Genomic DNA, 11,159 nt, shown 5'->3' with positions numbered 1-11,159 from the left:
CGGCCAGATCCTCGACCCGGCCACCGGCAAGGTCTACAAATCCAAGCTGGAACTGCAGACGGGCGGCAACAAGCTGGACGTGTCCGGCTGCATCGCCTTCATCTGCCGCACCCAGACCTGGATCCGCGACTGAGCCCGGCGGCCCGCGCAATCCCCTCGTGACCCGGCCCCGGCCGGGTCACCTCGTTGCGGGCATGCGATACTCTGCGGTTCCCCTCGGCTTCACCCCGCGACCATGACCCGTACCGCGCTCGTCACCACCGCCCTGCCCTACGCCAACGGCCCGCTTCACCTGGGCCACCTGGTCGGCTATATCCAGGCCGACATCTGGGTGCGTGCGCGGCGAATGAGCGGCGGCAAGGCCTGGTTCGTCTGCGCCGACGATACCCACGGCACGCCGATCATGCTGGCGGCCGAGAAGGCCGGGGTCACTCCGGAAACCTTCATCGCCAACATCCAGGCCAGCCACGAGCGTGACTTCGCCGCCTTCGGCGTGGCCTTCGACCACTACGACTCGACCAATTCGGCGGCCAACAAGGCGTTGACCGAGCAGTTCTACCTGAAGCTGGAAGCGGCCGGCCACATCAGCCGCCGTTCGGTGGCGCAGTTCTATGACCCGGCCAAGGGCATGTTCCTGCCCGACCGCTACGTCAAGGGCATCTGCCCGAACTGCGGCAGCCCCGACCAGTACGGCGACAACTGCGAAGTGTGCGGCGCGACCTATGCACCGACCGACCTGAAGGAACCGCGTTCGGTGATCTCCGGTGCCACGCCGGAAATGCGCGATTCGGAGCACTTCTTCTTCGAGGTGGGCCACTTCGATGCGTTCCTGCGCGAATGGCTGGCCGGCGACGTAGCGCTGCCCGGCGTGAAGGCCAAGCTCGGTGAGTGGCTCAATGCCGAAGGTGGCCTGCGTGCGTGGGACATCTCGCGCGATGCACCGTACTTCGGTTTCCAGATTCCCGGCCAGCCGGGCAAGTACTTCTACGTGTGGCTGGATGCGCCGATCGGCTACCTGTCCAGCTTCCAGACCCTGTGCGGCAGGATCGGCGAAGACTTCGACGCGCACCTGCGTGCCGGTACCAGCACCGAGCTGCACCACTTCATCGGCAAGGACATCGTCAACTTCCACGGCCTGTTCTGGCCGGCGGTGCTGCACGGTACCGGCCATCGCGCGCCGACCCGCCTGCACGTCAACGGCTACCTGACCGTGGACGGCGCCAAGATGAGCAAGTCGCGCGGCACCTTCGTGATGGCCCGCACCTTCCTCGATGCCGGCCTGGAACCGGAAGCGCTGCGTTACTACTACGCGGCCAAGTCCGGCGGTGGCGTGGACGATCTCGACCTGAACCTGGGTGACTTCATCGCCCGCGTCAACGCCGACCTGGTCGGCAAGTTCGTCAACCTAGCCAGCCGCTGCGCCGGCTTCATCAGCAAGCGTTTCGATGGCCAGCTGGCCGCGCAGCTGCCCGATGCGGCGCAGTACCAGCGCTTCGTCGACGGCCTGGCGCCGATCCGTGAAGCCTACGAGCGCAATGACCCGGCCGCGGCCATCCGCCTGACCATGACCCTGGCCGACGAAGCCAACCGCTACATCGACGACGTCAAGCCGTGGGTGATCGCCAAGCAGGAGGGCGCCGACGCGCAGCTGCAGGCGGTGTGCAGCCAGGGCCTGAACCTGTTCCGCGTGCTGGTCACCGCGCTGAAGCCGGTGCTGCCGGCCACTGCCGCGCAGGCCGAGGCCTTCCTGGCCGCGCCGGTGAACGACTGGACCGAGCTGGCGCAACCGCTGCTGGGCCACCGCATCACCGAGTACACCCCGCTGTTCACCCGTATCGACCCGAAGAAGATTGACGCCATGATCGACGCCTCCAAGGACACCCTGCAGCCGGCCGCCGCGGCCGCCCCCGCCGCCACGGCCGACGCATCCCCGGTGAAGGCCGCCAAGCCGGCCGCACCGGCACCGGCCAAGGACGAGGCCAAGGGCGCCGACGCCCCGGCCTACATCGGCATCGACGATTTCGCCAAGCTCGACCTGCGCATCGGCAAAGTGCTGGTGTGCGAATTCGTGGAAGGTTCGGACAAGCTGCTGCGCTTCGAACTGGACGCCGGCGAGCTGGGCAAGCGCCAGATCTTCTCCGGCATCCGTGGCAGCTACGGCGAGCCGGAAACGCTGGTCGGCCGCAGCGTGGTGTTCATCGCCAACCTGGCCCCGCGCAAGATGCGCTTCGGCCTGAGCGAAGGCATGATCCTGTCGGCCGGTTTCGACGGCGGTGCGCTGGCGCTGCTGGACGCCGACAGCGGTGCACAGCCGGGCATGCCGGTCCGCTGATGCCCCGCGTGGGCGTGGCCACTGGCCGCGCCCGCCGGCACCGCGACGCACTGCCATGGGAGGCAACGCAATGGAACTGGCGCTGTTCGACTTCGACCACACCGTGACCACCTGCGACACCTATGGCCGCTTCCTGCGTCGCGTCGCCACCGCCGAACAGCTGGCGCAGGCGTGGTGGAAAGTGGGCCCGTGGCTGGCCGCGTACAAGCTGGGACTGATCTCGGCCGAGCGCATCCGCGCGCGCGTCACCCGCCTCACCTTCAGCGACCGCCACAGCGACGACATCGCCACGCTGGCCGCCGGCTTTTCGCGCGAGTTCCTGCCCGATGTGGTGCGCCCGGAAATGCTGGAGCAGATCCGCTGGCACAAGGAACAGCAGCACACCGTGGTGATCGTGTCCGGCTCGCTGGACCTGTACCTGCGGCCGTGGTGCGAACAGCTGGGCCTGCAGTTGATCTGCAATCGCCTGGAAAGCCAGGACGGCCGCCTGACCGGCCGTTACGCCGGCGGCGACTGCGGCCCGCGCAAGGTCGAGCACATCCGCCGCCAGTTCGATCTGTCGCGCTACGTGCGCATCCATGCCTACGGCGACAGTTCCGAAGACAAGCCGATGCTGGCGCTCGCCCATGAGCGCTGGTTCCGCGGCAAACCCCTGAAGTGAATCCAACGCGCAGCCTTCGCCACGCATGAGCCTGATCCCGCCCCTGACCGAACGCCTCGACCGCCTGCTGCCGCAGACCCAATGCGGGCAGTGCGGCTACGACGGCTGCCGCCCGTACGCGCAGGCGATGGCGCGTGGCGAGGCGAATGTGGACCGCTGCCCGCCGGGTGGCGATGCCGGTGCGCGTGCACTGGCGCAGGTGCTGGGCGTGCCGGCCAGGCCCTACGACCGTGCGCGCGGCGAGCACAAGGCGCCGCAGGTGGCGTTGATCGTGGAAGCCGACTGCATCGGCTGCACCAAGTGCATCCAGGCCTGCCCGGTGGACGCCATCGTCGGCGGCGCCAAGTACATGCACACGGTGATTGCCGATCTGTGTACCGGCTGCGAGCTGTGCATCCCGCCGTGCCCGGTGGATTGCATCGAGCTGCTGCCCCTGTAACAGGGGTGTCAGATCCCTTTCCGCAGGAAAGGGATCTGACCCCATCCCGCCGTTACGGCACCGCCGCCGTCACCACGATCTCGACCTTCCATTCGGCATGGGCCAGCTTGGCCTCGACCGTGGCACGGGCCGGGGTCGCGCCTTCCACCACCCACTCATCCCACGCCTTGTTCATGCCATCGAAGTCGGCCATGTCGGCCAGGAATACTTCGGCGCGCAGAACATGCTGGCGGTCGCTGGCCACCAGCGCCAGCAGCTTGTCGATCTCGGCCAGCACCTGCCGGGTCTGCCCGGTGATGTCCTGGCTGGTGTCCTCCGGAATCTGGCCGGAGAGGTAGGCGACCTTGTTGTACACGGTCATTTCGGACATGCGCGGTCCGACGTCGTAACGCTCCATCATGGGCGTGGCTCCTGCGGGTGATCAGGCCTGCATTGTCCTCCAAACCGGTCGACGGTGGGTGCAGGACACCCCTGCACACGCGGTCACTACCCGCTTCCGACACCGCCGCTGGTCAAATGCCGAAGACAGGCGCACGATGCGCCACGCCTGCATTGACACTGCCCTCGCCCTCCCTGACGCACGCTTGCGCCGATGACCGAAACCACCGACCCCACCACCGCTTCCTCCACCCCGGCATGGAAGCGGGTCCTGACCATCGTCGTCCCGCTGCTGATCCTCGCCCTGGCGCTGCATGGCCTGGCCAACGAGTTCGACGAGAACGGCTACCGTGCCATCCGCCACGCCTTCCACCAGCTCAGCGGCACGCAGATCGCACTCACCGTGGTGCTGGGCCTGGCCAGTTATGCGTGCCTGATCGGTTTCGATGCCATCGGCCTGCGCCGCAGCGGTATCCGCGTGCATCCGGCGCGCGTGGGCATCACCGCGTTCCTGGCGCACACCCTGGGCCAGACCGTGGGCTTTGCTGCACTGACCGGTGGCGCGGTGCGCCTGCGTGGCTATCGCACGGCCGGCCTGGACCTGGCACAGATCGGCCAGGTGGTGCTGATGAGCACGCTGGGCTTCGTGTTCGGTGCGTGGCTGCTGATCAGCGTGGCGCTGTGCATGGAGCCGGCGGCGGCGGCGCTGGCGCTGCCGTTGGATCCCGATGCGGTGCGCGTGGTCGGCATCGTCGCCCTGCTCGCCTACGCGGCCACCCTGCTGCTGGTGGGGCGCGAGGGACGTCAGTTCAGCGTGTTCGGCCATGCGCTGTGGCTGCCTGACCGCCGCACCATGATCGGCGTCACCATGCTGAGCGTGATCGAACTGGTGCTGGCCAGCGCCGCGTTCTACGTGCTGCTGCCCGACTCCACGCCAACCGGCCTGCCCGGCTTCGTCGGCCTGTACCTGGTCGCGGTACTGGCCGGCCTGGTCTCGACCGTGCCAGCCGGCCTGGGCGTGTTCGAATGGAGCCTGCTGAAGCTGTTGCCGCAGGTGGCGCCGGCGGCGGTACTGGCGGCGGCGCTGATCTACCGCGTCACCTACTACGTGCTGCCGCTGCTGCTGGCCACGCTGCTGGCGCTTGCACCCGCGCTGCGGCAGCCGCTGCAGGCCAGCGCCGGCGCCACCCGTGCCGGCTGGAACGCGCTGCGCCCGTGGCTGCCGCAGATCATCGCGCTGGCGGTGTTCAGCATCGGCGCCGCGCTGGTCATCGACGGCACGCTGCCGACGCCACGCCGTCACCTGGTCAATGCGTCGCTGCCGATCCTGGAAACCTCGCACCTGATCGGCAGCCTCAGTGGCGTGGCGCTGCTGCTGATCGGCCAGGGCCTGGCGCGGCGCAGCCATGCTGCGTGGATGCTGGCGATGGCGGTGTGCGTGGTCACGCCGCTGCCGTTGTGGCTGCGCGGTGGCCAACCGTTGATCGCGGTCTCGGCGGTGCTGGTGGCGATGGCACTGTGGGCGGCGCGTCGCGAGTTCTACCGCCAGGGCGCGCTGCTGGACGAAGCCTGGTCCTGGCCCTGGCTGCGCAACCTGGGCCTGGTGCTGGTGGCGGTCACCTGGCTGCTGTTCTTCACCTACAGCCATGTCGAATACCAGAACGAGCTGTGGTGGCAGTTCGCGCTGTCCGGCAACGCACCGCGTGCGTTGCGTGCGCTGCTGGTGGTCGCCATCGCGCTGGTGATGTTCGGCCTGGCGCGGCTGCTGCACAGCACGCGCAGCCCGCTGCCCGCCGCCGATGAGGCCACGTTGCAGGCGCTGGCACCGGTGCTGGCCGGCGCCACCGATACCCAGGCCTGCCTGGTGCTGACCGCCGACAAGGCGGTGCTGCGCGATGATGCGAAGCTGGGCTTTGTGATGATGCAGCGTTATGGCGGCTCGCTGATCGCGATGGGCGATCCGGTCGGTCCGCCGGAGGTCGCGCGCGCGTTGATCTGGCGTTTCCGCGAGGAAGCCGATCGGCTCGGCCTGCGCCCGGTGTTCTACCAGGTGGGCGAAACCTACTGGCAGACCTATCTCGACCTCGGCCTGGGCCTGGTCAAGCTGGGCGAGGAAGCCATGGTGCCGCTGCACGACTTCGGCCTGGAAGGCCGCGAGCGCGCCGACCTGCGCCAGGCCTGGAACCGTGGCAAGCGCAGCGGGCTGTCGTTCCGGGTGGCACCTACCGAAGAGATCCCCAGCCTGTTGCCGCGCCTGCACGCGATCTCCAACGCGTGGCTGGAAGACAAGGCCGGCGACGAGAAGGGCTTCTCGCTGGGCAGCTACGACCCGGATTACCTGGTGCGCTTTCCGGTGGCGCTGGTCGAGGCCGAAGGACAGATCGTCGCGTTCGCCAACCTGTGGCAGGCACCGGCGGGTGCCGAGCTGTCGGTGGACCTGATGCGCCACGTCAACGAAGCGCCGAAGGGCACGATGGACTTCCTTTTCATCGAGCTGTTCCTGTGGGGGCGTGCGCAGGGCTATGCGCGCTTCTCGCTGGGCATGGCGCCGTTGTCGGGGCTGGCCCAGCATCGCCTGGCCGGGCGCTGGAACCGCCTGGCCGGCCTGCTGGCACGGCACGGCGAACGCTTCTACGGATTCAGTGGGCTGCGTCGCTTCAAGTCCAAGTTCGACCCGCAGTGGCGGCCGCGTTATCTGGCCGCGCCGGGCGGCATGCATCTGCCGGCGGCGCTGCTGGATGCCACGCGGTTGATCTCGCTGGATCCGCGGCGCCATTGACACCCCCGCTGCGCCGGGCGTGGCCCGGCGCTACCTGCCACGGTAGGTGTCGACCTTGGTCGACACGCTCATCCCCAAGGCGCCCTCTGCCCCAGCGCCGACCAAGGCCGGCATCTACCAAGCGCTACATACCGCCCTTGAGGATCACCTCGGCCAGGCGGTCGTAGTCGCCGCCGAAGTGGTGATCGCCGGGCAGCTTGACCTTCTTCACCCCATCATTGGCCGGCAGGTCCGGGCACAGTGCATCGTCATCCTTGTCGCCATATACGCACAGGGTCTGTGCCGCCGGCAGCCTGGCCACTTCCGGCGCGATCGGCAGGCCATCGCCCCCACCGCCCAGCCAGTTGCTGACGTGGAATTCAAAGTCGGCCTTGCGCCCCACCGACAGCAACGCGATGCGTTCCAGGCTCTCGCGCGTGCCGGCATCAAGCTGGTTGATGGTGGCCGGCAGCACATCGGCGCCCTGCGAGAAACCAATCAGCATCACCTTGTCGCGCCGCCACTGCTGCCGGTAGTGATCGATGATCTTCTGCAGGTCGGCGGCAAATCCCTTCGGGGTGCGTTCGCTCCAGAAGTAGCGCAGCGAATCGATGCCGATCACGGCCACGCCATGCTCGTTCAGCGAGGACGCCACTTCCTTGTCCAGCCCGGCCCAGCCGCCGTCACCGGATACGAATACCGCCAGCGTGTCGCCATTGCCGGCCGCCGGCATTTCCACCACCGGCAGCCCTTTCAGTGCGGCCGGTGGCGGCGCCAGGCTGACCCCGGCCTGCGCCCCGAGTACGCGGGCTGCGGCCACCAGCCCCGGTGACGCATCGCCATGGGCGGTGCGCTTGAACTCGCGCGCCATCGCCACCTGCTGCACGAACCGGCTGGATTCACCCGCCTTGCAGCCGTGGTCACCGGCGGCGCTCAACCAGGGAAAATTGAGCTCGGCCGGCTGCAGCCTGCCGTGCTTCACGCCATCACCGCAGACCATGCGCTCGTGGCTGTGGTCCGGGCAGAAGCCGGTGGTCACCAGGCCGGCAAATACCTGGGTGTCGGCCTGCGCGGCCAGGGTGTAGGCCATCTCGGCGCCTTCACCGTCACCGCCCACCAGCGGCAGGTGATAGCCAGGCAGATGCAGCGAAGCCTGCAGCCAGCGCGAGAAGTTCTCCACGTCACCTGCACCGAACGAGCAGTTGGGATTGCCTTCGCGCTTGAGCACCCCGCGCAGGTGCGCGATGTCCACCGCGGCAACCAGTGCGCCGTCGGCACGCAGCGCCTCGATCGGCAGGCGGCTGGTATCGCCACCGGCGCTGGCCTCATGGAACCAGATCACCACCCGCTGCGGGGTACCGGCCGGCATGTGCACCGGAATCTGCTCGAATCGCCCATGGCTGAACTGCTGCACGCTGGCGTTCGCCGTTGCCGGCAGCGCGGCCAGCGCCAGTACCACACTCATTGCCTTGCCCAGCCCTGCACGCTTCATGTCGCATCCCCGGTGGAATGCGCACACGATACGCCGCCGCCGCGTGCACGGCACGTACCGGTGCAGGCCGTTGGGGCTTCAGTGTGCCGCAGCGCGGCGGCTGCGCCGGTACAAGGCCAACGCCAGGTACAGCAGCCAGCCCACGATCACCACGATCACCGCCTTCTGCCCCAGCCCGCGCGGCGGCCCGGCACGCCACAGCACGTGCAGCCAGAGCAGCACGAAGGCCAGCCAGGCCCAGCCCCAGAGCAGGCCGGCCGCGGACGTCCAGCCGGGCTCGCGGCGCAGGTACCAGGCCTGCAGCAGCATGCCGACGCTGGCACAGAGGAACGCCGTGTTGGCCGCCAGGCCATGGATGAACGGCGCCAGCAGCGGGGTCGCGCCGGGCAACCAGCTGTCACCGATGGCGACAGTGGCCAGGCCCAGCGCGGAAACGGTGAACAGCAGTGGTGCGGCGGCGCTGCGGCGTGGGCCGACGCTGGCGCGATACAGCGCGATGCCGAGCACCGCGATGGCCAGCGCCAGCAGGCAGTACGCCGCGCGCAAGGCCAGCCCCCACGGGCCATGCAGGTAGAGGCTGAGCGTGGCCCGAACCCAGTCAAGGTCGGTGCGCGCGAACTGGGTCCACAACGCGGTAGCCACGAACAACAGCAAGGCCACCAGTGCCAGCAGTGCCGCCGGGCGCGCACGGCTCATGGCGCTGCCTCCGGATGGCGCGCCTGCCATTCGGCCAAGGCCTTGCGGTAGCGCTGCAGTTCGTCGGCATACAGATCCAGCACGCACAGCGGGCAGCCGCTACCGCAGCATTCGTTGGGAGCAGGCTCTTCCGGCGGCAGCGGACGGGGATCGGGATCGGTAACGGACACGGTGGCGTGCAGCATGGGTGGAGAACAGGTGCCAGTGTAACGGCCCCGCTCAGCCGCCCAGCTGGCGGCGCAGGTTTTCGCGCGCCGCCGCATCCAGGCGCTGGTGGAAGAAGTCGCTGAGGAAGATGCGCGGCTTGCGCAGCAGGCCCTGAAGGAAGCGGCGGCGCCCGGCGCGATACAGGAAGCCAGGCACCACGCCCTTGTACTCCTCGGCAACGCCACGGTCGTAGGCGCTGAACACCGGTTCGGGCGCGGCCAGGATCGCCATGTCGCAGTCCAGGAACAGCGCCGCTTCGGCATCGACATCGTCGGGCCCCAGTTCGCCGTGGCGGGCGGTCAGCAGGATCAGCTGCTCCACCCGCCCGCTATCGACCGCAGCCAGTTCCGGCGCCTGCGCGATCGCGTGCAGCGCCAGCTGCGCCGAACGGGCTTCGTTGTCCTTGCGACCGGCCTGGTAGATCGCATCGTGGTAGAGCACGGCCAGGTAGACTTCCGCCGGTTGCTGCCAGCCGGGGCCGTCAGCCACCTCCTGGCAGTGCTGCAACACGGCGCGCACGTGTCCGAAGTGATGGTAGGCCCGTGGCGGCGTTGCATAACTGTCCTGCAATGCCTGCCACTGCGCCGGGGCAAGTACCAGTGGTGAGAAGTCCATGGCCGGATCATCCCGCCTGCGCGGGCCTCGGGCAAGCTGGCGAGTTTTTCACCATGCACTCACATCGCTTGCCGCGCGTGGTCCCGGCACGGTTGTCCACAGCTTTGTCGCGTGCTGGTCCACATCCACTGTGGATGAACGCGCGCGCCGACCAACGGTCGCTGCACCCGTGCAATGGCCGGTCTACACTCGCCACAGGCGGGAGCGCCCGCCGCTGCCGGGAGCCGTCATGTACCGTCCTGCCGCCCGATCCCTGGTCATCGTGCTGGCCGCGCTGGCCACAGCGTCCGCCTTCGCGCTGGACGCCCCGCCTGCGGCCTCTCCCACCCGCAGCGCCGTGGTGGACATTCCAGCGCCGTCGCAGGTCCTGGATGTTCCGCCGGCCATGCGCGAGATGCTGCGCACCCAGGTGATCCGTCGTGGTTTCTCGCGCGAGCAGCGCCTGCAGGCGCTGGTCGAGATGATCTTCGACCGCCATGGACTGGACCTGCAGTACGACGCCGATGCCACGCTCACCGTCGCCGAAATCTGGCAGCAGCGCCGCGCCAACTGCCTGGCGTTCACGCTGATGTTCGTGGCCCTGGCACGCGAAGCCGGCATCCAGGCGCGCGTGCAGGAAGTCGGCCAGGTGGTGTCGTGGTACCAGGACCAGGACCAGGGATTTGTCTACAGCGTCGGCCACGTCAATGCCGGGGTCGGCTTCGGCGGCCGCTTCGCCACCGTCGACCTGGATCGCAATGTGCTGTACGACCGCCGCGGCCCGCAACCGATCAGCCCGTCACGGGCACTGGCGCACTTCTACAACAACCGGGGCGCCGAGCGCATGGCCAGTGGCGACCTGGACGGCGCACGCGCGTTCTTCAACGCTGCGCTGGCGCAGGACACCACCTTCGCTGCCACCTGGAACAATCTGGGCGTGCTGGAAAACCGCAGTGGCGATACCGCTGCCGCACGCCGTGCGCTGGAAATGGCCCTGCACCTGGACGGGCGCCAGGATGCGGCGCTGAGCAACGTCAGCGCGCTGTACCGCCGGTTGGGGATGGTGGTGCAGGCACAGGCGCTGGAACAGCGCCTGCGCTCGGTGCAACGCGAGGATCCGTTCGCGCAGTACATGCTCGGTGCGCAGGCCGAGCGTGCCGGCCGGCTGGACGATGCGATCCGCTACTACCGGCAGGCCGTGCGCCTGTACGACACCGCCCATCAGTTCCACTTCGGGCTGGCGCGGGTGTACTTCCTGTCCGGCCAGCTTGGGCGTGCCGATCGTGAACTGCTGCGCGCCCAGGAGCTGGGCGGCGCGCAGCAGCAGGCGCGCTACCAGGCCAAGCTGGACAGCCTGGCCCGCTGGCGCGCGCAGCAGCAGGTGCGGCGCTGAAGGGGCTCAGGCCTTCTTGAGGAAGCAGGTCTTGAGCACCAGCCCCTTGATCTTGTCCGAGTTGCCTTCGATGTGTTCGGCGTCGTCCTCGACCAGGCGGATGTTGCGGATCACCGTGCCCTGCTTGAGCGGGATCGAAGAGCCCTTCACCTTCAGGTCCTTGATCACGGTGACGGTGTCACCGGCCTGCAGGATGTTGCCGTTGCTGT

Annotated in this window: 12 protein-coding genes; 6 read left to right on the top strand and 6 right to left on the bottom strand. The window is 68.5% G+C overall.

All coding sequences use genetic code 11. From position 1 onward, the window contains the following. The 4 genes from ARC23_RS20600 to rnfB form a co-directional block, all read left to right on the top strand. Nucleotides 1-133, top strand: a 133-nt coding sequence (locus ARC23_RS20600) for a DUF2147 domain-containing protein (RefSeq protein ID WP_152985303.1), incomplete at its 5' end; no start/stop codon positions are given. A 102-nt stretch (nucleotides 134-235) separates the two neighbouring features. Beyond that, on the top strand, nucleotides 236-2,332 hold the full coding sequence (gene metG, locus ARC23_RS18695) for a methionine--tRNA ligase (protein WP_057498584.1): 2,097 nt from the start codon (nucleotides 236-238) through the stop codon (nucleotides 2,330-2,332). 70 nt (nucleotides 2,333-2,402) lie between these two features. Continuing rightward, entirely contained in the window at nucleotides 2,403-2,993 is a 591-nt protein-coding gene (locus ARC23_RS18690) for an HAD family hydrolase (protein ID WP_057498583.1), read from the top strand. Nucleotides 2,994-3,018: 25 nt separating this feature from the next. After that, the gene (gene rnfB / locus ARC23_RS18685) at nucleotides 3,019-3,432 is read left to right on the top strand and encodes an Rnf electron transport complex subunit RnfB (RefSeq protein ID WP_057498582.1); all 414 of its coding nucleotides are present in this window, start codon (nucleotides 3,019-3,021) and stop codon (nucleotides 3,430-3,432) included. A gap of 52 nt (nucleotides 3,433-3,484) precedes the next feature. Here the strand turns inward: rnfB and ARC23_RS18680 are convergent, their stop codons facing one another. Next, a complete protein-coding gene (locus ARC23_RS18680) occupies nucleotides 3,485-3,832 on the bottom strand; it encodes a RidA family protein (RefSeq protein ID WP_049426796.1) in 348 nt (115 codons plus the stop codon). A 192-nt stretch (nucleotides 3,833-4,024) separates the two neighbouring features. Between ARC23_RS18680 and mprF the strand changes: the two genes are divergently transcribed. Next, a complete protein-coding gene (mprF, locus tag ARC23_RS18675) occupies nucleotides 4,025-6,589 on the top strand; it encodes a bifunctional lysylphosphatidylglycerol flippase/synthetase MprF (protein ID WP_057498581.1) in 2,565 nt (854 codons plus the stop codon). 124 nt (nucleotides 6,590-6,713) lie between these two features. Here the strand turns inward: mprF and ARC23_RS18670 are convergent, their stop codons facing one another. The 4 genes from ARC23_RS18670 to ARC23_RS18655 all read right to left on the bottom strand — a co-directional run bounded on the left by ARC23_RS18670 (nucleotide 6,714) and on the right by ARC23_RS18655 (nucleotide 9,578). Beyond that, nucleotides 6,714-8,060, bottom strand: coding sequence for a virulence factor family protein (locus ARC23_RS18670; RefSeq protein ID WP_238985274.1), 1,347 nt, complete (start codon nucleotides 8,058-8,060; stop codon nucleotides 6,714-6,716). Between the two features lie 78 nt (nucleotides 8,061-8,138). Beyond that, the gene (locus ARC23_RS18665) at nucleotides 8,139-8,756 is read right to left on the bottom strand and encodes a DUF998 domain-containing protein (RefSeq protein ID WP_057498579.1); all 618 of its coding nucleotides are present in this window, start codon (nucleotides 8,754-8,756) and stop codon (nucleotides 8,139-8,141) included. Next, nucleotides 8,753-8,941, bottom strand: a complete 189-nt coding sequence (locus ARC23_RS18660; protein WP_411847919.1) for an oxidoreductase-like domain-containing protein — start codon at nucleotides 8,939-8,941, stop codon at nucleotides 8,753-8,755. Before ARC23_RS18660 ends, ARC23_RS18665 begins: the two co-directional genes overlap by 4 nt. Before the next feature lie 34 nt (nucleotides 8,942-8,975). Next, the gene (locus ARC23_RS18655; RefSeq protein ID WP_057498578.1) at nucleotides 8,976-9,578 is read right to left on the bottom strand and encodes an HD domain-containing protein; all 603 of its coding nucleotides are present in this window, start codon (nucleotides 9,576-9,578) and stop codon (nucleotides 8,976-8,978) included. A 229-nt stretch (nucleotides 9,579-9,807) separates the two neighbouring features. Between ARC23_RS18655 and ARC23_RS18650 the strand changes: the two genes are divergently transcribed. Further along, complete coding sequence (locus tag ARC23_RS18650; protein ID WP_057498577.1) at nucleotides 9,808-10,950, top strand: tetratricopeptide repeat protein; 1,143 nt, start codon at nucleotides 9,808-9,810, stop codon at nucleotides 10,948-10,950. A gap of 6 nt (nucleotides 10,951-10,956) precedes the next feature. Here the strand turns inward: ARC23_RS18650 and ARC23_RS18645 are convergent. After that, nucleotides 10,957-11,159, bottom strand: a 203-nt coding sequence (locus tag ARC23_RS18645; RefSeq protein ID WP_203226378.1) for an alkylphosphonate utilization protein, incomplete at its 5' end; no start/stop codon positions are given.

The organism is Stenotrophomonas beteli (genome assembly GCF_001431665.1).
Taxonomy (GTDB): Bacteria; Pseudomonadota; Gammaproteobacteria; order Xanthomonadales; family Xanthomonadaceae; genus Stenotrophomonas; species Stenotrophomonas beteli.
This window is presented reverse-complemented; position numbering and strand designations above follow the sequence as displayed.

What these genes read in the sequence shown, in the direction of transcription:
- metG (WP_057498584.1), top strand. Translation starts at nt 236, where the DNA reads ATGACCCGTACCGCGCTCGTCACCACCGCCCTGCCCTACGCCAACGGC.
- ARC23_RS18690 (WP_057498583.1), top strand. Translation starts at nt 2,403, where the DNA reads ATGGAACTGGCGCTGTTCGACTTCGACCACACCGTGACCACCTGCGAC.
- rnfB (WP_057498582.1), top strand. Translation starts at nt 3,019, where the DNA reads ATGAGCCTGATCCCGCCCCTGACCGAACGCCTCGACCGCCTGCTGCCG.
- ARC23_RS18680 (WP_049426796.1), bottom strand. Translation starts at nt 3,832, where the DNA reads ATGATGGAGCGTTACGACGTCGGACCGCGCATGTCCGAAATGACCGTG.
- mprF (WP_057498581.1), top strand. Translation starts at nt 4,025, where the DNA reads ATGACCGAAACCACCGACCCCACCACCGCTTCCTCCACCCCGGCATGG.
- ARC23_RS18670 (WP_238985274.1), bottom strand. Translation starts at nt 8,060, where the DNA reads ATGAAGCGTGCAGGGCTGGGCAAGGCAATGAGTGTGGTACTGGCGCTG.
- ARC23_RS18665 (WP_057498579.1), bottom strand. Translation starts at nt 8,756, where the DNA reads ATGAGCCGTGCGCGCCCGGCGGCACTGCTGGCACTGGTGGCCTTGCTG.
- ARC23_RS18660 (WP_411847919.1), bottom strand. Translation starts at nt 8,941, where the DNA reads ATGCTGCACGCCACCGTGTCCGTTACCGATCCCGATCCCCGTCCGCTG.
- ARC23_RS18655 (WP_057498578.1), bottom strand. Translation starts at nt 9,578, where the DNA reads ATGGACTTCTCACCACTGGTACTTGCCCCGGCGCAGTGGCAGGCATTG.
- ARC23_RS18650 (WP_057498577.1), top strand. Translation starts at nt 9,808, where the DNA reads ATGTACCGTCCTGCCGCCCGATCCCTGGTCATCGTGCTGGCCGCGCTG.